The organism is Saccharopolyspora sp. CA-218241, assembly GCF_050954615.1.
Taxonomy (GTDB): Bacteria; Actinomycetota; Actinomycetes; order Mycobacteriales; family Pseudonocardiaceae; genus Saccharopolyspora; species Saccharopolyspora cebuensis.
Map to the genome: position 1 here is coordinate 5,413,944 of NZ_CP191860.1, position 19,370 is coordinate 5,433,313.

At 71.2% G+C, this 19,370-nt stretch carries 23 protein-coding genes and 1 pseudogene; 4 read left to right on the top strand and 20 right to left on the bottom strand.

Features of this window, described 5'->3' with window-relative positions; all coding sequences use genetic code 11:
• Positions 1–77: 77 nt before the first annotated feature.
• The 5 genes from ACQP0T_RS25510 to ACQP0T_RS25530 all read right to left on the bottom strand — a co-directional run bounded on the left by ACQP0T_RS25510 (position 78) and on the right by ACQP0T_RS25530 (position 2,819).
• Positions 78–923 carry a helix-turn-helix domain-containing protein gene (locus ACQP0T_RS25510; protein WP_433870314.1) on the bottom strand — a complete coding sequence of 282 codons (846 nt, stop codon included), beginning with the start codon at positions 921–923 and terminating at the stop codon, positions 78–80.
• Between the two features lie 100 nt (positions 924–1,023).
• Positions 1,024–1,206, bottom strand: a complete 183-nt coding sequence (locus ACQP0T_RS25515) for a DUF397 domain-containing protein (protein ID WP_433870315.1) — start codon at positions 1,204–1,206, stop codon at positions 1,024–1,026.
• Between the two features lie 13 nt (positions 1,207–1,219).
• Entirely contained in the window at positions 1,220–2,164 is a 945-nt protein-coding gene (locus tag ACQP0T_RS25520; protein WP_433870316.1) for a helix-turn-helix domain-containing protein, read from the bottom strand.
• Complete coding sequence (locus ACQP0T_RS25525; RefSeq protein ID WP_433870317.1) at positions 2,089–2,628, bottom strand: DUF6879 family protein; 540 nt, start codon at positions 2,626–2,628, stop codon at positions 2,089–2,091. The genes ACQP0T_RS25520 and ACQP0T_RS25525 overlap by 76 nt, the downstream gene beginning before the upstream one ends.
• Complete coding sequence (locus ACQP0T_RS25530; protein ID WP_433870318.1) at positions 2,625–2,819, bottom strand: hypothetical protein; 195 nt, start codon at positions 2,817–2,819, stop codon at positions 2,625–2,627. The genes ACQP0T_RS25525 and ACQP0T_RS25530 overlap by 4 nt, the downstream gene beginning before the upstream one ends.
• 318 nt (positions 2,820–3,137) lie before the next feature.
• On the opposite strand from ACQP0T_RS25530, the gene ACQP0T_RS25535 reads away from it, so the two are divergent.
• The 3 genes from ACQP0T_RS25535 to ACQP0T_RS25545 are packed head-to-tail and all read left to right on the top strand — an operon-like array spanning position 3,138 to position 4,125.
• Complete coding sequence (locus tag ACQP0T_RS25535; protein ID WP_433870319.1) at positions 3,138–3,410, top strand: zinc finger protein; 273 nt, start codon at positions 3,138–3,140, stop codon at positions 3,408–3,410.
• A complete protein-coding gene (locus tag ACQP0T_RS25540; RefSeq protein WP_433870320.1) occupies positions 3,407–3,619 on the top strand; it encodes a hypothetical protein in 213 nt (70 codons plus the stop codon). Before ACQP0T_RS25535 ends, ACQP0T_RS25540 begins: the two co-directional genes overlap by 4 nt.
• Positions 3,616–4,125, top strand: coding sequence for a hypothetical protein (locus ACQP0T_RS25545; RefSeq protein ID WP_433870321.1), 510 nt, complete (start codon positions 3,616–3,618; stop codon positions 4,123–4,125). The genes ACQP0T_RS25540 and ACQP0T_RS25545 overlap by 4 nt, the downstream gene beginning before the upstream one ends.
• A gap of 154 nt (positions 4,126–4,279) precedes the next feature.
• On the opposite strand, the gene ACQP0T_RS25550 is transcribed toward ACQP0T_RS25545, so the two are convergent.
• The 13 genes and pseudogenes from ACQP0T_RS25550 to rplJ form a co-directional block, all read right to left on the bottom strand.
• A complete protein-coding gene (locus tag ACQP0T_RS25550) occupies positions 4,280–5,239 on the bottom strand; it encodes a hypothetical protein (RefSeq protein WP_433870322.1) in 960 nt (319 codons plus the stop codon).
• A gap of 24 nt (positions 5,240–5,263) precedes the next feature.
• Positions 5,264–5,779, bottom strand: a complete 516-nt coding sequence (locus tag ACQP0T_RS25555) for a hypothetical protein (protein WP_433870323.1) — start codon at positions 5,777–5,779, stop codon at positions 5,264–5,266.
• 9 nt (positions 5,780–5,788) lie between these two features.
• Positions 5,789–6,892, bottom strand: a complete 1,104-nt coding sequence (locus ACQP0T_RS25560) for an MlaD family protein (RefSeq protein ID WP_433870324.1) — start codon at positions 6,890–6,892, stop codon at positions 5,789–5,791.
• Positions 6,892–8,027, bottom strand: a pseudogene (locus ACQP0T_RS25565) (MCE family protein). Before ACQP0T_RS25565 ends, ACQP0T_RS25560 begins: the two are co-directional and overlap by 1 nt.
• Positions 8,028–8,146: 119 nt before the next feature.
• Positions 8,147–9,313, bottom strand: coding sequence for an MCE family protein (locus tag ACQP0T_RS25570; RefSeq protein ID WP_433870325.1), 1,167 nt, complete (start codon positions 9,311–9,313; stop codon positions 8,147–8,149).
• Positions 9,310–10,293, bottom strand: coding sequence for an MCE family protein (locus ACQP0T_RS25575; RefSeq protein ID WP_433870326.1), 984 nt, complete (start codon positions 10,291–10,293; stop codon positions 9,310–9,312). Before ACQP0T_RS25575 ends, ACQP0T_RS25570 begins: the two co-directional genes overlap by 4 nt.
• Positions 10,290–11,315: an MlaD family protein gene (locus ACQP0T_RS25580; RefSeq protein ID WP_345357491.1), complete on the bottom strand. Its 1,026-nt coding sequence runs from the start codon at positions 11,313–11,315 to the stop codon at positions 10,290–10,292. The genes ACQP0T_RS25575 and ACQP0T_RS25580 overlap by 4 nt, the downstream gene beginning before the upstream one ends.
• A 7-nt stretch (positions 11,316–11,322) precedes the next feature.
• Positions 11,323–12,672 (bottom strand): MCE family protein, encoded by a 1,350-nt coding sequence (locus tag ACQP0T_RS25585; RefSeq protein ID WP_433870327.1) that lies wholly within the window; start codon positions 12,670–12,672, stop codon positions 11,323–11,325.
• Complete coding sequence (locus ACQP0T_RS25590) at positions 12,669–13,508, bottom strand: MlaE family ABC transporter permease (protein ID WP_345357485.1); 840 nt, start codon at positions 13,506–13,508, stop codon at positions 12,669–12,671. Before ACQP0T_RS25590 ends, ACQP0T_RS25585 begins: the two co-directional genes overlap by 4 nt.
• Entirely contained in the window at positions 13,508–14,290 is a 783-nt protein-coding gene (locus ACQP0T_RS25595) for an MlaE family ABC transporter permease (protein WP_345357482.1), read from the bottom strand. Before ACQP0T_RS25595 ends, ACQP0T_RS25590 begins: the two co-directional genes overlap by 1 nt.
• Positions 14,287–15,450, bottom strand: a complete 1,164-nt coding sequence (locus tag ACQP0T_RS25600) for an ATP-binding cassette domain-containing protein (protein WP_433873844.1) — start codon at positions 15,448–15,450, stop codon at positions 14,287–14,289. The genes ACQP0T_RS25595 and ACQP0T_RS25600 overlap by 4 nt, the downstream gene beginning before the upstream one ends.
• Positions 15,451–15,970: 520 nt before the next feature.
• Positions 15,971–16,354: a 50S ribosomal protein L7/L12 gene (gene rplL / locus ACQP0T_RS25605; protein ID WP_345357479.1), complete on the bottom strand. Its 384-nt coding sequence runs from the start codon at positions 16,352–16,354 to the stop codon at positions 15,971–15,973.
• Between the two features lie 66 nt (positions 16,355–16,420).
• Positions 16,421–16,948 carry a 50S ribosomal protein L10 gene (gene rplJ / locus ACQP0T_RS25610; RefSeq protein WP_433870328.1) on the bottom strand — a complete coding sequence of 176 codons (528 nt, stop codon included), beginning with the start codon at positions 16,946–16,948 and terminating at the stop codon, positions 16,421–16,423.
• 295 nt (positions 16,949–17,243) lie between these two features.
• Here rplJ and ACQP0T_RS25615 point away from each other — a divergent pair, with 295 nt between their 5' ends.
• Positions 17,244–17,972 carry a hypothetical protein gene (locus ACQP0T_RS25615; protein ID WP_433870329.1) on the top strand — a complete coding sequence of 243 codons (729 nt, stop codon included), beginning with the start codon at positions 17,244–17,246 and terminating at the stop codon, positions 17,970–17,972.
• 90 nt (positions 17,973–18,062) lie between these two features.
• On the opposite strand, the gene rplA is transcribed toward ACQP0T_RS25615, so the two are convergent.
• Both rplA and rplK read right to left on the bottom strand, forming a co-directional pair.
• Positions 18,063–18,755 (bottom strand): 50S ribosomal protein L1, encoded by a 693-nt coding sequence (gene rplA, locus ACQP0T_RS25620; protein WP_433870330.1) that lies wholly within the window; start codon positions 18,753–18,755, stop codon positions 18,063–18,065.
• A gap of 73 nt (positions 18,756–18,828) precedes the next feature.
• The gene (gene rplK, locus ACQP0T_RS25625) at positions 18,829–19,263 is read right to left on the bottom strand and encodes a 50S ribosomal protein L11 (RefSeq protein WP_345357467.1); all 435 of its coding nucleotides are present in this window, start codon (positions 19,261–19,263) and stop codon (positions 18,829–18,831) included.
• Positions 19,264–19,370 lie beyond the last annotated feature (107 nt).

A 19,370-nucleotide genomic window follows, 5' to 3' on the forward strand; every position in this document is an offset into this window, starting at 1 on the left:
GGTGACCGGCAGCCCGCGGGCGCGCGCGGCGTCGACGACGTCACCGGTGCCGCCGCGGCTGGCGGTCTTCCAGCGGGTCACCACGACGTCGTCCGGTGCTCGGCGGCGACCCGGTTGAGCACCTCGCGGGCGGCGGATCCCTCGCAGGCGACCTGCCACAGGCGGTCGGTCAGCCGGTGGTAGGTGGCGACCTGATCGGGATCGTCGATGGTCAGTTCGGCGGTGACGTGCTCGACCTGCACCAGGTCGTCCACGATGTAGTAGCCGTTCATCGTGATGTTCGGCAGGTGCCGGTGCTCCGGCAGCACTCCGAACCGCAGCCCCGGCACGTCGACGGCGGAGACCAGCCGGTCGAGCTGGCCGAGCATCACCTCGCGCCCGGCGACGGGGTGGCGGAGGGCGTGCTGGGACAGGATGATCTCGATGTCCTTGCCCTGGTAGAGCACCTGCTGCCGTTGCATCCGGACCCGCACCGACGCCTCGATGTCGCCGTCCGGCACTTGCAGGAGTTCGGCCTGGGTGCGGAACACGGCACGGGCGTAGTCGGCGGTCTGGAGCAGCCCGGGGACCACGCCGAACTCGACGTTGCGGAGCCGCCCCGCCGCGTGCTCGGCGTCGTAGCTCTGCATCTGGCGCGCCCGGTGACCGGCCCGGAGCTGCGCCCGCCACGCGGCCTTGCTGACGCGCAGTTCCGAGAGCTCGTCGAGCAGCCGACGAACCGAGGATTCCGGCGCGTCGAGGGCGGTCAGCCACGCGATCACGTCGTCGTCCTCGGCCGTCTGCCGACCGGTCTCCAGCTTGCTGATCTTCGAGTGCGGCCACCCCAGCGCGGCGGCGAGCTCGCGGCCGGTCATGCCCGCTTCCGCGCGGAACGCCCGCAGCCGTTCGCCGAATGCCTGTCGTCGCTGCTCGAAGCCGGTCACGATCTCCTCTTCCTAGCGCACCAGCGGAGCCCACCGCTCCGGTGCCGCGGCGGCATACACCCGGAAGGCCTCCGCGCGGCGAGCTACCGGGCGGACGAGCTCACTCGCCGCGCTTGATCGCGTCGACGAAGGCGGTCCACTGCGGGCCGGTGGCGGTGAAGTACCCGGCGGCGCGGTCCTTGGTGTCGCGGACGGCCACGCCACCCGCGAAGCGGCCGACCTCGACGCAGTTCGAGGTCTTGGTGTAGGTCGACGTTCGCCACGCGGTGACCTTCGGCGGCATCCGGTTCCTCCCGCTACTGCTGAGGGCCTTCCTGCTCAGGGCCTTCGGCTTGCTCGGCGTAGGTGGCGATGAGGCGCCGCAGGAGGGCACGCGCGGCCGCGCCTTCCGCGGCGACCTCCATGAGCGAACCGAAGAGGCGGTCGAACTTCGCCAGATCGGCGGGTTCGGCGATGCTCATCTCGGTGTTGACGGTCTCGACGAGCGCGAGTTCGTCGAGGATCACGAATCCGTGCAGCGGCACCACGGGTACGCGCACGTCGAGGGGCAGGATCGCGAACCGCAGGGTCGAGAGGTCCGCGAGCGCGAGGAGCCGATCGAGCTGCGCGGCCATCACCGCAGGTGGCGCGATGGGGTGTCGCAACGCGGCTTCGGAGCACAGGATCTCCACGGCCGTCCCCGAGTCGTACAGGACTCCTTGCCGCGCCATCCGGGCCTGCACGGCGTCGTCGGTGTCGACGGGTGACTGGTGCAGTTCGGCAGCGGCGTGGAAGACGTGCCGCGCGTACTCGGCGGTCTGCACCAGCCCCGGGACCAGTGCCGTCTCGAACAACCGGATGCGGCTCGCGCCGTGCTCGATCCGCTGCCCGTACTCCTGCCGTGCGCGGTATCCGGACCGGAGTTGCCGTTTCCAGTTCCCGGCCTCGATGCGGATCTCGCGCAGTTCCTGCCGCAGGTCGACCTCGGCGCCCTCCGGAGCGCCGACCAGTCGGCAGTAGGTGATCACGTCCGCGTCGGACACGGATTGCTTGGCCGTCTCGATGCGCGACACCTTGGACGCGGGCCACCCGGCCGCGTCCGCCAGCGCCTTCCCGGACAGGCCGGCCGCCGTCCGCAGTTCGCGGAGCGCGTCACCCAGCGCGAGGCGACGTGTTTCGTAATCGGTCACCGGCTCCTCGGGGAATGCTCTTGCACGTACGTCGGGAACGGAATCGCATGATGCCAGGCGGTGTCCCGCCACGAGCGGTACCGGTCCACCTCCACCGGGTCCGCGAGCACCGAGGCCCCGGCGAACTGCTGGTCTTCGAAGTGCATCAGGGCGACGTGCTCGTCGTCGAAGAACCAGAAGTCGTTCGCGGGCAGATCGAGGCGATCGGCCTGGTGGTCGACGAGGACGCGCACGTCCTCGCCCGCTGCGATGTTCTCGGGGCTGAGATCGAGCTGCCACCGCTGGTACTCGGTGGGCGGCTCCTGGAAGACCCGGACGCGCGCGAAGGTCTTCCCGGCCCGCGCGGCGGCGGCGACGTCGTCGAGCCAGGGCCGCAGCCAGGCCAGGTCGTCGGGCTCACCGGCGCGCCACCGCCGCCACGGCTCCTGCTCGTCGGGCTGGCGGTAGGTCCCCTGCCGCTCCCACCGCCATGCCCGGTGCCGGAAGGAGCGCAGCAGGTCGGCGAACTCAGCACCCGGCCGCACCCAGGTGCTCATCGGGCGGCCTCGGGGGCGAAGTTCAACAGCTCGACCGGGATCTCCACGGCCGTCTCGTACTCCCGCAGTGCGGCGAGCGCCTCGGGATCGGTCACCTTGGTGCCTTGCAGGACGTAGGTACCTCGGTCCGTGCTGTAGAAGGTCGGGCAAGTGCCGGTGTGCGAAGTGGTGCCTTCGAAGGTCAGCTTCATGGTGTCTCCCTTGATGCGGTTTCCGTGCATCGTTGGTGCAATATGAGCACGATGTCAGCCCTTCCTCCGTGAGTTGACACGATCAGGGGCGGAAACGGCTCGCCGCACTCCCTCTCCTGGGTGCTCCTCATGCTCCCGTTGCGCAGATTGCTTGCATTGCTCGACAGCACCTCTGCATGATTTCCCCGAGGACGGCGGAGGACCCCCGCCGAGCGCGGCGCGCCGACCGGGTGCGAGACGCACGGAACTGCGCCATCCAGCGCACATTGCGGTCATCCCGAACGGGGAACGCACCGCTCCGACACGGAGGACACGGGCATGGAACGAATCGCTTCGGAGACGGCGGGGCAGCCGTACCCGTTCAGTTGGGTACCGGCCGGGCAACGGCGGCACGCGACCAGAACACCGACCTGGCATGGAGGTGCCCCGATCACGGCGTTGTGCGGGGCGGGTGTGGCGGCGGTCGATTCGGCGCAGGCGTGGTTGTGGTGGACCTGCCCGCGGTGCGACGTGAAAGCGCACGAGCTGGCGGGGGTGCCGATGCCGGGCAGCAGCCCGGTGGTGGCCCTGCGGTGGGCGGGTGCGCGGTGAGCGACGACCTCCGGAAGTTGTTGCTGACGATGCAGGCGGCCGTGATCGGGCTCGGGGCGATGGCCCAGAACCTCGAATGCGGCCACCGGCCCACCGCGGCGCAACTCACCGAACAGGCCCGCACCGCCGAACTGCTGGCGACCCGGCTGCACGAGGCCGCCGGAACCGGCGCCCCGCTGGTCATCGACAGCGACCCGGTGCGGCCATGAGCGGCCTGGTCGTCTTCGACGGCCTGCTGCTGCTGATCGCGGTCGCGCTGGGCATGACCGAGCACCACCTCCCAGACGAGCCCCCGCCCAGGGTCGCACCGGCATCCGGGCACGTGGGCGAACCGGAACGAGTAGCCGCGTATTGGGTGATCTCGCCCGACCAGACGCGGTGCCACTTGAGCACGCTGCCCGGCTCGGCCGTGTGCGGACACCCGCTGCGCGGCGACTGGGCCCGCACCCCCCGACTCGACGCGATCCGCCCCGGAGAGCACGTGCCGTGCGAATCCTGCGTCGCCACCCGCGGAACCGAGCGCGAGTTCTACCAAGCTGCGAACGCCACCGGCCCACCCGAACCCGCCGAAACCGCACGGCCCCTACCGCCCCCGTCGACCTGGACCACCGACGAACTCCCGCTGATCACCGCCTACCTCGACGCCGCACGACGAACACCGACCACAAGCACCGCACGGGATCGCGCCCACCGGTCGGCCATCCCCGCACCATGAGCCGTCGGCACCACGCCGTGATCACCGTCGTCCGTCACTTCCGGGTGATGCGTCCCAGGTGAGGGGCACCCTTGCCCAAGTTACTTGGGCAAGGGTGCCCCTCACTCAGCGCACTTCCGGGTGAGCGGGTGCTTCGCCTGGGTCGCTCCTGGGGTCAGCGGAGGGTGATGCGGTGGACCTTCCAGGTGTCGCCGTGCTTCTCGGCGCCGATGGCGACCTGGGCGGGGATGATGCTGGGTTCCGGATCGGCCGCGCGCTTGGCGTGCTGGTCGACGAACAGCAGCACCTCGGCGCGGTCGTCCTGGAGGAAGGTGACCGCGCTGTTCTTCACCGTGGCCGTGACGACGATCTGCTGGACCGGGGCCTGCTGCTTCACCGGCGCGAACAGCTCGTCGTACTTCTGGCGCACCGCGTCGCCGACCAGCAGTTCGTCGGCGGCCCGCTCGGTGGCCGCGGTGTCGCGGTGGTCGTAGGAGAACAGGCGCTCCACGGCATCGCTGATCTGGCCGTTGACCTCGCTGGTGGTGCCCGCGGAGGCGAGCGCCTGGTTGGCCGCCGGGCCGGTGTGCTGCACCGCGTACCACTCGTAGCCGAACCACCCGGCCAGCGCGGTGCACAGCACCGTTCCCACCAGCAGCAGGCCGAGCAGGCCGCGGGACGGTCGTGGCCCCCACGACCGGCCGTCCGGCTCGGCGGGTTCGGGATCGGTCTGCACCGCGGGGACGGAGATGCGCGAGGAACCGTCCGCGGTGCCGAACAACCGCTTGGCGTACTCGGACTCCACGATGCGGGCGCTGTCCGCGGTGCCCGATGCGGTCGCGTCGGCGGTTCCCGCATCGGGAGCCACGGCGGTGCTCGGCTCGGAGGTGACGACCGTGTCCGCCTCGCGGGTCGCGGCGGAGCCCGATTCGGTCACGTCGGCGGTGTCCGCCTCCGAAGCGGCGCCGGTGTCCGCCTCGGGGGCGGCGGTGCCCGCCTCGGTCGCGTCGGCGGTGCTCGCCTCGGTGGCGACGGTGGTGCTCGCCTCGGGGGTCACCGGCCGCTGGTCGCGGTTGCGCAGTCCGGCCACGCGCGTGCGCCGCGTGGCCGGGCGGCTCGGGCGGTTGCTGGGCACTGGTTCTCCCACTCCTCGGTTCGGTCAGCCGACCGGCACGGCCTGCAGGTTGCTGAGCTTCCACACGGCGCCCTCGCGGGTCAGCTCGGCGTGGTAGCGGTCCTGCTTGGTCGACGGCGGCTGGCCCTGGACGGTGACGGTGACCCGCACGACGGCGAGCATCTCGGCCTTGCCCGCCCGCGCGTCGAGCTGGGTCAGCCCGGCGTCGACCACCTGCGCCTCGGTGGTGCTCCCGGCCCGCTCGATCTGCTCGGCGTAGCGCTGGCGGCCCTGCTTGATCTCCTCCCGCAGCGGGCCGGTGGAGTCGCGCTCCCAGCGGTCCAGCCCGCCCGGCACGTCCCGGTGGTCCAGGGTGTTGAAGCTGATGATCGCGGCCCTGCCGTCGTGCAGCGCCCGGTCCCGTTCGGCGGCGTAGGCCACCTCCGGGTCACCGGCCGCCCGCCACCAGGAGAACCCGAGCACCAGGCAGGCGGCCAGGCTCACCGTGAACAGCACCGCGACCGCCCTGGTCGCGATGCCGCCGGTCCTCGCGGTCGGCATGTCTCCTCCTCACTGCCCGGGTGCGTTCTGCGCGCCGCGCACCGACGTGTCGCTGCCCGGCGGTTCGGCGCAGTGCGCCTCGGTGTTCAGCGGCACCGGCACCATGTCGTTGCCGGCCCTGCGTTCGGTGCCCTCGTAGCCCGCGGTGCACGGCATCGGGTCGAACACGTTGAGCACGAGCCCGAAGTGCGCGGTCCCGTCGCCGGGGACGACGGTGCCGCTGGCCGCGACCACCGCCGGGTACAGGGTCATGAGCTGCTCGATGCCCGCCTGGTTGTCCGAGAGCACCCGCGAGGTGCTCGTCAGGTTGGCCAGCAGCGGCCCGAGCTGGTCGTTCTCCCGGAGGAACCCGCTGACCTGCCGGGCGGCCGGGGGCGCCCGCTCGATCAGGGCGCGCAGGTCGCCGTCGGAGCGGGCCAGCTCGGCCGACAGCAGTTCCAGGTCGGCGCTGAACGACCGGATCGCCGAACCCTGCTCGTTCTGGGTGGCCAGCACCTGCTGGCCGTCCTCCAGGAGCCGGAGGGTCTGCGGCAGGTGCTGCTGCGCGGTCGCGGTGAACTCCTGGGTGGTGTCCAGGATGGTCTGGAGGTTGCCGCCGTTGCCCCGGAACGCGGTGCCGAGCTCGCTGACCACGGTGCGCAGCGCGTCCTCGGGCACCGACTTGGCGAAGGCGTCCAGGTTGAGCATCAGCTCCTCCACCGGCAGCGGCGTCCGGGCGTCCTCCTGCTCGATCACCGAGCCGCCGGTCAGGAACGGTCCGCCGTCGCGGCGCGGGCGCAGGTCGACGTACTGCTCGCCGACCGCCGACCGGTTGGTCACGACCGCCTCCACGTCGGCGGGGATCGGCTCCGCCGCGTCCTCGATGTCCAGCGGCACCTCGATGCCGTCGCGGGTCAACGACAGCTCGCCGACCCGGCCCACCGGCACGCCCCGGTAGGTCACCTCGGCGTTCTGGAAGATGCCGCCGGAATCGGCGAGCCGCAGCGTCACCTCGTAGCCGCGCGAGCCGAACAGCCGGTCCAGCTCCGCGTACCGGAACCCCGCGTAGCTCACCCCGACCAGCGCGATCAGCACGAACGCGAGGATCTGGACGCGGACTCTGCGCACGAGCATCAGCGGCCTCCCAACCAGTCGAGGAGCCCGCCCGAGTCGCCCTGCTCCGGCTCGGGGGTCTGCTCCGGCGGCGGTGGCGCCGGTCGCTCCGGCGGGGTGAGCGGCAGCGGCAGCGGGGGCTCGCGCACCGCGTCCGGCAGCCGGACGATCGGCTGCCTGCTGCGGCCGAGGTTGTCCAGGATGTTGGTCAGGTTGAGGTCGACGTTGGCGTAGAGGTTGGTGTAGTCGCTGCCGCCGATGCCCTCGACCGCGTTGTCCGGGAACGGGAAGGTCAGCAGCAGCTCCAGCGACTTGGGCAGGTTCTCCCCGGCGGCGGCGAGCTGGCGCAGCGTGGGGGCGAGCTGGTTGAGGTTGTGCACCAGGTCCTCCCGCGACCGCACCACCACGTCGGTGGCCACGCCGGAGAGCTCGTCGAGGGATTCGAGCATGGTGACGAGCTGGCCGCGCTGCTCGTCGAGCACCTTCAACCCCGGCTCCAGGTCGCGCAGCGCCACGTCGATGCTGTCCCGCTGCGCGTTGAGCTCGGCGCTGAGCCGGTTCACCGCGTCCAGCGCGCGGACGATGTCGCCGCGCTGCGCGTCCAGCCCGGCGACCAGCTCGTCCACGTTGGACAGCAGGCTGCGGATGTCGGACTCGCGGCCGTCCACCGCGGCGTTGAGCTCCTGGGTGATGCTCTGGATCTGCGCGACGCCGCCGCCGTTGAGCAGCAGCGACAGCGCGCCGAGCACCTCCTCCACCTCGGGGGGCGGCCGGTGCGGGACGCGTCGATGACCGCGCCGTCGGCGAGCCTGCCGGTCGGCCGGTCCGGCGGCGCCGGTTCGGCCAGCTCGACGAACTTCTCGCCGAGCAGGCTGGACTGGCGCAGCCGGGCGGTGGCGTTGGCCGGCAGCTCGACGTCACCGTTGACCTGCACCACCACCTCGGCCTGCCAGGAGTCCCCGGCCAGCCTGATGTCCGAGACCCGGCCGACCGGCACGTCGTTGACCCGCACCCCGGCGTTGGGCACCAGGTCGAGCACGTCGGCGAACCGGACCGTCACCTGGTACGGGTCGTCGCCGAGGTCGGCGCCGCCGGGCAGCGGCAGGTCGTAGACCCCGCGCGAACCGCAGCCGGTGAGCAGCAGCAACCCGGCCACCGCGAGCGAGGCGAACCTCCGGAACCGCCGAGGTCGTCCGCCGGAAAGCGCCGCAGCCGCTTCGCCACCCCCGCAGCCCGCACCGAAGGCCGCTGCGGTCCCGCCACCGCTCCGAAACCTCATCGCGCACCTCCGGGGGTCAGCGGCAGCGGCATCTCGGGCAGCTCGCCGTTCTGCAGCGCGCCGATGGTCTCGGCCGGGGTGGGCAGCGGGACCGCGCCCTCCAGCACCGGGCGGAGCGAGTCGCAGGTGCCCGCGAGCTCGTCGGGGACGTCCACCGGGTTGGTCTGGTCGAGCAGCTTGCACACCGCCACCAGCGGCGGCTGGTTCAGCTCGTTGATGTTGGCCCGGGTGTCCAGGGTGCCGCTGGCGCCGTTGTAGGCGTTGTTCAGGTTGCCCAGCGCCAGCGGGGCGTTGCGCAGCGACTCGTCCAGCGCCTCCTGCTGGCGCACCAGGATCTCGGCGACCGAGTTGAGCTGGTCCACGTTGGACTTCAGCAGTTCCCGGTTGTCCCGCACGAAGGTCTCCACCTCGCCCAGCGCGATGGCCAGCTCCGCCATCGAGGCGGTGAGGTCCTCGCGCTCGTCCGCCAGGAAGGAGCTGACCTCGCGTAGCTGGCCGCTGAACTCCCGCACCTGCGCGTCGTTCTCGCGCAGCATCGAGGTGAACCGCTGGAGGTTGTCGACGGTGGCGAACAGCTGCTCGTCGTTGCCGGACAGCGTGGTGCCCACCTCGCCGAGGTTGCGGATGGTCTCCGACAGCGCCGCCCCGTTGCCCTCCAGGTTCGCCGCGCCGGTCGTGAGCAGCTCGGACAGCGCCCCCTCGGAGTTGGCGCCCTCGGGCCCCAGCGCGGCGGTGATGTCGTTGAGGCTGCGGTACACCTGGTCGATCTCCACCGGGGTGGCGGTGCGCTCCTTGGGGATCACCGCGCCGTCGGCGAGCTGCGGCCCGCCCCGGTAGACCGGTGCGAGCTGCACGTAGCGGTCGCTGACCACGCTGGGCGACACCGACACCGCCCCGGCGTCGGCGGGCACCTCCACCTCGGGGTCCAGCGCCAACTCGACGCGCACCAGGGTGCCCTCGGGCACCACCTCCTCGACGGTGCCCACCGGCACGCCGAGCACCCGCACGTCGCCACCGGGGTAGATGCCGACCGCCGCGCCGAAGTAGGCGGTGACCCGGCGCTCGGCGGCACCGCTGAACACCCACCACACGGCGAGGGTCGCGGCCAGCACCAGCACGATGGCCAGCGCCAGCGGACGGGTCGCGCTGCGCACCGCGGTCATGACGGCTGGCACCCCTCCCGGTTGATCGGCCCGACGGCCGGCGGCAGCAGCCCGCAGATGTAAGTGTCGAACCAGTGCCCGTTGCCCAGCACGTTGGCGAACAGCCGGGTGAAGGGCGCGAACATCTCGATGCTGCGGTCGAGGTTGTCCTGGTTGCGCTGGAGCATCGAGGTGACCTTGTCGAGCTGCTGGAGCGTCGGGCCGAGCTGGGCGGCGTTGTCGGCCACCAGCCCGCGCAGCTCCGCCGACAGCGCGCGGGTGCCGTCGAGGAGCCGGGCGATGGAGTCGCGCCGCTCCCGGACCTCGCGCAGCAGCAGGTTGCCGTCGGCGAGCAGCCGCTCGAACTCGGCGTTGCGGTCGGCCACCGTCCCGGACAGCTTCGCGGTGTGCTCCAGCAGCTTGTCCAGCTCGGCGTCCCGCTTGGCGATCGTGTCGGACAGCGCGGACAGGCCGTCGAGCGCGCCGCGCACGTCGTCGGGGGTGCCCGCGAAGGTGTCGGACAGGGTGCGGAAGCTCCGCGCGAGCTGCTCGGAGTCGATCCGGTCCACGGTGGTCGACAGGTCGCTGAACGCCTCGATCACGTCGTAGGGCGACAGCGTCCGCTGCACCGGGATCGGCGCGGACGGGTCCAGCTCCCGGCCGCCCTGCGGGTCCAGCGCCAGGTACTTCTGCCCGAGCAGCGTCTTGATCTTGATCGCGGCCGTGGTCCGGTCGCCCAGCCACGCGTCCTGGACCCGGAAGCTCACCAGCACGTGACCGCCGTCGAGCTCCACGTCGGCCACCGAGCCGACCTTGACCCCGGCCACCCGCACCTCGTCGTCGGCGCGCAGCCCGGCGGCCTCGGTGAAGTGCGCCCGGTAGACGGTGCCGCCGAACAGCGGCAGCCGCTCGAAGTTCATCGCGAAGGCGAAGCCGAGCGCCAGCACCAGGATGCCGACGATGCCGATGGTGAGCGGTTCGCGCTGGGAGAACGACTTCATCGCTGACACCTCGGCTGGGTCACGGGCGCCAGCGGCAGCCGGACGTTCAGCTCGCCCACGCCGACCGTGCCGCCCGCCTCGCACAGGTAGAAGTTGAACCACGATCCGTGGCTGGCGGTGCGGCCGATGGTCTCCAGCTTGTGCGGCATGTTCTGGAGCACCCGTTCCACCGTCCGCTCGTGGTCGTTGAGGTTGCTCGCCACCTCGCCGAGGCCGATGATGTCCTGCCGCAAGCCCGGCCGGGCCTCGTGCAGCAGCCCCGCGGTGGTGTTGGTCAGCCCGTCCATCGCGGTGATCGCCGAACCGATCGATTCCCGGTCCTGGGCCAGCCCGGAGACCACCTGCTGCAACTGCGCGATCAGCCCGGAGAGCTGCTCGTCGCGCGCGTTGACGGTGTCCAGCACCCCGTTGAGGTTGGTGACCACCTCGCCGATCACCTGGTCGCGGGAGGCGATCGTGGAGGTCAGCGAGGCGGTGTGGGCGAGCAGGCTCTCCACCGTGCCGCCCTCGCCCTGGAGCACCTGGATGATCTGGTGCGACAGCTTGTTCACGTCGCTCGGCGAGAGCGCCTGGAACAGCGGCTTGAACCCGCCGAGCAGCACCGTCAGGTCCAGCGCGGGCCGGGTGCGCTCCAGCGGGATGGTCGAGCCCGGGTCCAGCGTCCCGCGCTGCGCACCGGTCCCCTGCTCCAGCGACAGGTAGCGCTGGCCGATCAGGTTCCGGTACTTGATCGACGCGGTGGCCGAGGCGGGCAACGTGCGGTCGGCGACGTTGAACCGGACCTCCGCGAGGCGCCGGTCCACCACCTCGATGCTCTCCACCTCGCCGACCTTCACCCCGGCGATGCGCACGTCGTCGCCCTCGTTGAGCGCGGTGACGTCGGTGAACCGCGCCGCGTAGCTCTGCGAGGCGCGCAGGTCCTGGTTGGCGATGGTCATCACGAGCAGCCCGGTCGCCAGCACCGTGACCAGCACGAAGACCAGGAACTTGACCAGCGGTCCGGTGATGCCGCGTCCGTTCACCGGTAGCTCACCTCCGCTCCGCGCAGCAGGGGTCCGACCAGCAGCGACGACCAGTCCGGCACGTCCTGCGCCGACCGGCCGACGGCCGGGGCCAGCAGCGACGAGACGAGGTCCTGCTCGGCGGGCGAGTTCGCCAGCCCGAGCCCGGCCGACTGCGGCGAGGTGCTCGCCGGGCCCTGCGGCAGGTACTGCTCCCCATCGCCGGCGGGTTCAGGCCCCCGTCGATCGGCCGGGACGCGGGCGGCGGCACCGACCCGTCCTCGAACGGCCCGTCCGGCGGGTACTCCGGGATCGGGTTCGGCAGCGGCATCAGGTTGTAGCAGCGGGGCCCGCGCTTGTCGGCGAACTCCGGCTCGTCCCGGTTCGGCACGTACTTGCCCCGGTGCGCGACCACCTCCAGCGTGATGTGCAGGCCCGGTTCGTCGGTGCCCTCGCCGAAGACCTCCCGCAGCTTGGGCGTGAACTCCGCCATCTCGCCGAGGAAGCACGGGAACTGCGGGGAGTACTTGGCCAGCACGTCCAGCGTCGGCCGCGCGCCCTCGCCCAGCCCGATCAGGTTCTCCCGGTTGGCGCGCAGGAACCCGGTCAGGTCACCGGAGGTGGTGGTGAGCTGGGTGGTCAGCGCGGTGAGCTCCGCGCGCTGCTCGACCAGGGTCCGCGAGGTGGTGCTGAAGTTCTCCAGGGCCGCCAGCACGTCCGGCGCCGCCTGCTCGTAGGTCTCGGCGACCCCGACCAGCTCCCGCAGGTTCGCCTGCAGGTCCGGCAGCGCCGGGTTCAGCCCGTCCAGGTAGGTGTTGAGCCGCGACAGCGTCTCGCCCAGCTCCCGGCCGCGGCCTTCGAGCGCCTGGTCCAGCGCGTTGAGGGTGCTGGCCAGGTCGGCCGGGTGCACCGCTTGCAGCACCGGCATCACGTCGGAGAGCACCTGCTCCAGCTCGATGCCCGCCGCCGAGCGGTCCTGCCGGATCACGTCACCGGAAGCCAGCGCGCCCGCGGACCGCTCCGGCAGTTGCAGCGACACGTAGCGCTCGCCGAACAGCGTCCGGGGCAGCAGCCGCGCCGTGACGTTGGCCGGGAGCTGCTCGGCCTTGTCCGGTTCCAGCGCCAGCTCCATCCGGGCACCGTCGCCCGTGGACTCGATGTCGGTGACCCGGCCGATGATCATGCCGCGCACCTTGACGTCCGAATCGGGCAGCAGCTGGTTGCCCGCCGACTCCGCGCGCAGCACCACGTCCACGGTCGGCGTGAACGCCTTCTGGTAGAAGGCGATCGTGGTGGCCAGGAACAGCGCGATGACCAGCAGCAGCGCCACGCCGAGCAGTCGGCGCCGCACCGCGGTCAGGGCTCCTCGGGCGCTCATCCGGTGATCCGAACCGTCGTCGTGGTGCCCCAGATCGCGAGGCTCAGGAAGAAGTCCAGCAGCGCCGTGGTGACGATCGCGGTGCGCACCGCGCGCCCCACCGCCACGCCGACCCCCGCCGGGCCGCCGCTGGCCCGGTAGCCGTAGTAGCAGTGCGTCATGATCACGACCACCGCGAACACCAGCACCTTGCCGAAGGACCACAGCACGTCCTCGGGCGGCAGGAACAGGTTGAAGTAGTGGTCGTAGGTGCCCGCCGACAAGCCGTAGACGTAGACCGTCACCGCGCGGGCCGCCAGGTAGGAGGTGAGCAGCCCCAGCACGTACAGCGGGATCACCGCGACGAACCCGGCGACGATCCGCGTGGTCACCAGGTAGGGCAGGCTCGGCACGCCCATCGTCTCCAGCGCGTCGATCTCGTCGGAGATCCGCATCGCGCCGAGCTGCGCGGTGAACCCGGAGCCCACCGTCGCCGACAGCGCCAGCCCCGCCACCAGCGGCGCGATCTCCCGGGTGTTGAAGTACGCCGAGATGAACCCGGCGAACGCCGAGGTGCCGAGCTGGTTCAGCGCCGCGTAGCCCTGCAGGCCCACCACGGTGCCGGTGAACAGGGTCAGCCCGATCATCACGCCGACCGTGCCGCCGATGACCGCCAGCGCCCCGCTGCCGAAGCTCACCTCGGCCAGCAGCCGCAGCGTCTCCTTCGCGTAGCGGGTGACCGCCTTCGGGATCCAGGCCAGCGCGCGCAGGTAGAACGACATCTGGTCGCCGAGGTCGTCGAGGACCTCCAGCGGACGTCGGGCCGCGCGCCGGGCGCGTTGGGAGAAGGTCACCATCACATCCCCTTGGGCGGCACGACCTGGAGGTACACCGTGGTGAGGATGAAGTTCACCGCGAACAGCAGCAGGAACGTGATCACCACGGACTGGTTCACCGCATCGCCCACGCCCTTCGGGCCCGGCGGCGGGTTCAGCCCCCGGTAGGCCGCCACCACACCGGCCAGGAAGCCGAAGACCAGCGCCTTCACCTCGCTGATCCACAGGTCGGGCAGTTGGGCCAGCGCGTTGAAGCTGGCCATGTAGGCGCCGGGCGTGCCGCCCTGCATGATCACGTTGAAGGTGTAGCCGCCGATCACCCCGACCACGCTGACCATGCCGTTGAGCAGCACCGCGACCAGCATCGCGGCCAGCACCCGCGGCACCACGAGGCGGTGGATCGGCGAGACGCCGAGCACCTCCATCGCGTCGATCTCGTCCCGGATCTTGCGCGACCCGAGGTCGGCGCAGATCGCCGAACCGCCCGCGCCCGCGATCAGCAGCGCGGTCACGATCGGGCTGGCCTGCTGGATGATCGCCAGCACGCTGGCCGCCCCGGTGAACGACTGCGCGCCGATCTGCCGGGTCAGCGACCCGAGCTGCAACGCGATCACCGCGCCGAACGGGATCGCCACCAGCGCGGTCGGCAGGATCGTCACGCTGGCGATGAACCAGCACTGCTGGATGAACTCGCGGATCTGGAACGGGCGCTTGGGCAGCGCGCGCAGCACGTCGAGGGCCAGTGCGAACAACCGGCCGGTCTCGCGCAGCCCACCCGCTCCCGGGAAGGTCGGGGCGCTCACCGGTCACCACCCCGCCTGCGCCCGAACCAGCGGCGCCGCGGGCCCTCCTCCGGCGGCGCGTCCGGGGTCCGCGCCCCGGCGCGGGGTTCGGGACTCGGCCGCGGGGTCGGCGCGGTCACCTGCGCCACCTGCTGCGGCGCCAGCACCGGCCCGGTCGGCCACGACCCGGTGGGGTCGCCGAAGTAGCGGGCGCGCTCCCGCGGGGTGAGCGTCTTGGCGATCTCCTGCTGCGCTTCCTCGGGCAGCGTCCCGAACCGCTGCATCACCCGGTCCTGGCGGCGGCGCACCGCCGAGCGCTCCGGCATCCCCTCGGTGACGTCGAGCTGCGGCACGATGTGCGGCACCCCGGCCTCGCCGTCGCGCAGCGCGGCCAGCTCCGCCGCGGCCTGCCCGGCGTCCTTCTCCTCGCTCATCCCGATCGGGCCCTGCCTGCGGCCGTTGAGGAACTGCTCCACCACCGGCTCGGTGGAGGTCAGCAGCACCTCGCGGGGCCCGAACATCACCAGGTTGCGGCGGAACAGCATCCCGATGTTGTCCGGCACCGTGCGGGCGGTGCCGATGTCGTGGGTGACGATCAGGAACGTCGCGTCGATCTGCGCGTTGAGGTCGACGATGAGCTGGTTGAGGTAGGCGGTGCGGACCGGGTCGAGGCCGGAGTCCGGCTCGTCGAACAGGATGATCTCGGGGTCCAGCACCAGCGCCCGGGCCAGCCCGGCGCGCTTGCGCATCCCGCCGGAGATCTCGCCCGGGAGCTTGTCCTCGGCCCCGAGCAGGCCGACCATCTCCATCTTCTCCAGCACCACCGCGCGCACGTCGGACTCGCTCTTGCGGGTGTGCTCGCGCAGCGGGAAGGCGATGTTGTCGAACAGGTTCATCGACCCGAACAGCGCGCCGTCCTGGAACAGCACGCCGAACAGCTTGCGCACCTCGTACAGGTCGCCCTCGGAGCAGGTGCAGACGTCCACGCCGTCGATCAGCACCCGCCCCTCCTCGGGTTTGAGCAGGCCGACCAAGGACTTCAGGAACACCGACTTGCCGGTGCCCGACGGACCGAGCAGCACGCTGATCTCACCGGGCGGCAGCGTCAGCGTGACGTCCCGCCAGATGGTCTGCGGGCCGAAGGACTTCGACAGCCCCTCGACGACCACCTCGACGCCCATCGGCACCTCCGCGTGCAGATTCACCCGTTCGGGGCTGGGCCCCGGTTCGGCAGCTTGGCATACGTGACGCGGTTAACGAACGTCAGCGGCGTCACACCTGTGCAACGAGCACGGCGCGGCGAGGTTACTCACGAGTTCACTTCGCGCCCGGCCACCGCCCGAACCCACCCGGATGTCCGAAATCCCCGCACCCCCAACCACTTCCGCCCCGAACGTGACCCCCAACACCCGTTCGTGGACGGAGTGAGGGGCCCCCTTGCCCGAGTAACTCGGACAAGGGGGCCCCTCACCTACTTCCCGAACGGGTGAGCGACGTCGTGCGCCGGTGTGCCCGCGTCCTTCCACGTTCGTGAAGCGAGTGAGGGACACCTTCATCCGGCTATGTCGGATGAAGGTGCCCTCACTCGGGGAATCCCACTCGGGCGGGTGGCGGGTGGGCGTGTTCGTCCGCCCCCGGACATGCGAAAGGGCGGGCACCCGCGTGGGGTGCCCGCCCTTTCGGCAGAGCGTCAGCTCGTGGTCACTTGAGGGTGACCGAGGCGCCGGCCTCTTCCAGCTTGCCCTTGGCCTCCTCGGCCTTCTCCTTGTCGACCTTCTCCAGGATGGCCTTCGGGGCGCCCTCGACGAGCTCCTTGGCCTCCTTCAGGCCCAAGCCGGAGACGATCTCGCGCACGACCTTGATGACCTGGATCTTCTTGTCGCCCGCGCCCTCGATGACGACGTCGAACTCGTCCTGCTCCTCGACCTCCTCGGCGGCACCGGCGGCCGGGGCGGCCACGGCGGCGACCGGGGCGGCGGCGGTCACGTCGAAGGTCTCCTCGAACTCCTTCAGGAAGGAGGAGAGCTCCAGGAGGGTCATCTCCTTGAAGACGTCCAGCAGCTCTTCGTTGCTCAGCTTCGCCACGGCGGCGTTCCTTTCCGTTCGATGCCCGCCCACCGGGCGGGAATGATTTCGTCGGGGCGACCCGGCTCAGGAGCCGGACTCGCTGCCCTTCTTCTCCTCCAGAGCAGCAGCCAGCCGCGCGGCCTTGGTGGCCGGAGCGGCGAACAGCGACGCGGCCTGGCTCATCTTGGCCTGCATGGCCCCGGCCAACTTGCCCAGGGTGACCTCGCGGGAGTCGAGGTCGGCGATCCGCTCGACCTCGGCCACCGACAGCGCGCGGCCATCCATGTAGCCGCCCTTGATGACCAGGGCGTCGTTGTCCTTGCCGAACTCGCGCAGCGCCTTGGCCGCGTCGACCGGCTCGCCCTCGATGAAGGTGATCGCGGTCGGGCCGATGAACAGGTCGTCGAGGCCCTCGATGCCCTGCTGCTCGGCCGCACGCTTGACCAGCGTGTTCTTCGCGACACGGTAGGTCGCGCCCTGGCCGAGGGCGCGCCGCAGCTCGGTGAGCTTCGCCATGGACAGGCCGCGGTACTCCGTCACGAGCGCCGCGGTAGCGGTGTCGAACCGCTGCGCGATCTCGTTGACCGCGTCGACCTTGTCGGGCTTCGCCATGTCGCCTCCTCTCTGTAGCCGACTGAGATCCGCACCAGTCGGGCCCTGAGACGACGAAACGCCCCGGCGCAGCAGAGCACGGGGCGTCGCAAGCGGGCGCGCACGCAGCGCGCTCCAGTCGGCCTCGTCCCTCCTGCGCAGGCCGCCCGCATCTCACGGGACCTTCGTGCTCCGCGTCGGAACCCGGAGCAGACCAGCGGTCTTGGGTGGAACTGCACCCAGAGTACGCGATCCGGCGGCGGCCCCGGTCACCACCCCCGCGGCGGCGGTTGCGCGGCGCGGCATGATGGTGATCGTGGCCGACCCTCACCGCCCCGAACCCCGCCCGGACAGCGAGATCATCGACGCGGAGGTCGTCTCCGAGGAGGTGCACGCCGCGCGGGGCTCGACCGATGCCGACTACCAGGAGTTCCTGGAGTTCCAGCGGTTCAAGGAGTGGAAGCGCGGCCAGGCCGGGGAGCCGCCCGGGGCACCGCCCGCCCCGCCGCCGAAGCGGCCCTGGTGGCGGCGCGCGCTGGGCCTGCTGCGCTACAAGTTCGTCCGGCGGCTGCTCTACCTGCTGCTGTTCCTGCTCGTCGTGCGGATGCTGATCGGCTACCTCTTCGGCGAGGACGACGACAGCGGCAGCGACGGCGGCGGGCCGTCCGGCGCGGCCCCGGTGATCTCGACGAGCCCGCAGCAGGCCGTGCGCGGTGCCTACAACCTGCTGCGCGGGGACGACCCGGGAGCCGCGTGCGCGCTGTTCGCCGACTCCGGCAAGCAGGCGTTCGCGCTGGCCTACGACGCCCCGGACTGCCCCGGCGCCGCGCGCGCCGTGCGCGCGCAGATCACCGAACCCGGGGCGTTCGCCAACCCCGACTTCGCGCACGACGCCGTGGAGGTCGCCGGGGACGAGGCCGCCGCCTACGCCTGCCGCATCCGGTCCACCGGCGGACCGCAGCTCGGCAGCTTCGGCCTGACCCGCCAGCCCGACGGCGGCTGGCTCATCTCGGCCTACGACATGAACGCCGCCGAATGCCGCTGAGGACGGCGGGCTGAAAACCCCCTGGAACGCGGAAGGGGCGGACCGGCCGAAGCCGATCCGCCCCCTACCGGGAACGCCGATGCCGATCGCTCAGGAGCGACCCGCCGGGTCCACCGGGATGCCGGGGCCCATCGTCGTGGTGAAGGTGACCTTCTTCAGGTACCGGCCCTTCGAGGCCGACGGCTTCGCGCGCAGGATCTCGTCCATCGCGGCGATGTAGTTCTCCACCAGCTTGTCGGTGCCGAAGGACACCTTGCCGATGATGATGTGCAGGTTGGCCTGCTTGTCGACCCGGAAGTTGATCTTACCGCCCTTGATGTCCGCGACCGCCTTGCTGACGTTCGGGGTGACGGTGCCGGTCTTCGGGTTCGGCATCAGGCCGCGCGGGCCGAGGACCCGCGCGATCTTGCCGACCTTGGCCATCTGGTCCGGGGTGGCGATCGCCGCGTCGAAATCGAGCCAGCCGCCCTGGATGCGCTCGATCAGGTCGTCGGAGCCAACCGCGTCCGCGCCGGCTTCCTCGGCCTCGGCGGCCTTGTCACCAACGGCGAACACGATGACGCGGGCAGTCTTGCCGGTGCCGTGCGGCAGGTTCACGGTGCCGCGGACCATCTGGTCTGCCTTGCGGGGGTCGACGCCGAGCCGCATCGCGACCTCGACGGTGGCGTCGATCTTCGACTTCGAGGTCTTCTTCGCCAGGTCGGCGGCCTCGGAAGGCGTGTACAGCCGGGCGCGGTCGACGAGCTCCGCCGCCTGCTGGTAGGCCTTGCTGCGCTGTGCCATGTCTGTCCTATTCGAAAAGCGGATCAGGTGTGGTTGGTCGGGCTGCGCTGGAGCCCTCCCACTCGAGAGGAGCTCAGTCCTCGATGGTCAGGCCCATCGACCGGGCGGTGCCGGCGATGATCTTCGAGGCCTGGTCCATGTCGTTGGCGTTGAGGTCCTCCATCTTGGTCTGCGCGATCTCGCGGACCTGCTCCATGGTGACCTTGCCGACCTTGCTCTTGTGCGGCTCGCCGCTGCCCTTCTGCACGTTGGCAGCCTTCAGCAGCAGCTTCGCGGCCGGCGGGGTCTTGAGCTGGAAGGTGAACGAGCGGTCCTCGAACACGGAGATCTCGACCGGCACCACGTTGCCGCGCTGCGACTCGGTCGCGGCGTTGTAGGCCTTGCAGAACTCCATGATGTTGACGCCGTGCTGACCCAGCGCCGGACCGACCGGCGGGGCCGGGTTGGCCTGGCCGGCCTGGATCTGGAGCTTGATGATCCCGGCAAGCTTCTTCTTCTTGGGCGGCATGATTGCTTCCTGTGTTCTGGTAGACACCTTTCCCGCTCCGAGGGCGGAACGGGTTCGCCGGCGGCCCAGGTGGGCCACCGGCACCGCGCGCGGGTCCTGCCGGGTCC

Coding starts and splice junctions, on each gene's coding strand:
- ACQP0T_RS25515 (WP_433870315.1), bottom strand. CDS start 1,206: ATGCCGCCGAAGGTCACCGCGTGGCGAACGTCGACCTACACCAAGACC.
- ACQP0T_RS25525 (WP_433870317.1), bottom strand. CDS start 2,628: ATGAGCACCTGGGTGCGGCCGGGTGCTGAGTTCGCCGACCTGCTGCGC.
- ACQP0T_RS25530 (WP_433870318.1), bottom strand. CDS start 2,819: ATGAAGCTGACCTTCGAAGGCACCACTTCGCACACCGGCACTTGCCCG.
- ACQP0T_RS25535 (WP_433870319.1), top strand. CDS start 3,138: ATGGAACGAATCGCTTCGGAGACGGCGGGGCAGCCGTACCCGTTCAGT.
- ACQP0T_RS25545 (WP_433870321.1), top strand. CDS start 3,616: ATGAGCGGCCTGGTCGTCTTCGACGGCCTGCTGCTGCTGATCGCGGTC.
- ACQP0T_RS25555 (WP_433870323.1), bottom strand. CDS start 5,779: ATGCCGACCGCGAGGACCGGCGGCATCGCGACCAGGGCGGTCGCGGTG.
- ACQP0T_RS25560 (WP_433870324.1), bottom strand. CDS start 6,892: ATGCTCGTGCGCAGAGTCCGCGTCCAGATCCTCGCGTTCGTGCTGATC.
- ACQP0T_RS25570 (WP_433870325.1), bottom strand. CDS start 9,313: ATGACCGCGGTGCGCAGCGCGACCCGTCCGCTGGCGCTGGCCATCGTG.
- ACQP0T_RS25575 (WP_433870326.1), bottom strand. CDS start 10,293: ATGAAGTCGTTCTCCCAGCGCGAACCGCTCACCATCGGCATCGTCGGC.
- ACQP0T_RS25585 (WP_433870327.1), bottom strand. CDS start 12,672: ATGAGCGCCCGAGGAGCCCTGACCGCGGTGCGGCGCCGACTGCTCGGC.
- ACQP0T_RS25590 (WP_345357485.1), bottom strand. CDS start 13,508: ATGGTGACCTTCTCCCAACGCGCCCGGCGCGCGGCCCGACGTCCGCTG.
- ACQP0T_RS25600 (WP_433873844.1), bottom strand. CDS start 15,450: ATGGGCGTCGAGGTGGTCGTCGAGGGGCTGTCGAAGTCCTTCGGCCCG.
- rplJ (WP_433870328.1), bottom strand. CDS start 16,948: ATGGCGAAGCCCGACAAGGTCGACGCGGTCAACGAGATCGCGCAGCGG.
- rplA (WP_433870330.1), bottom strand. CDS start 18,755: ATGGCACAGCGCAGCAAGGCCTACCAGCAGGCGGCGGAGCTCGTCGAC.
- rplK (WP_345357467.1), bottom strand. CDS start 19,263: ATGCCGCCCAAGAAGAAGAAGCTTGCCGGGATCATCAAGCTCCAGATC.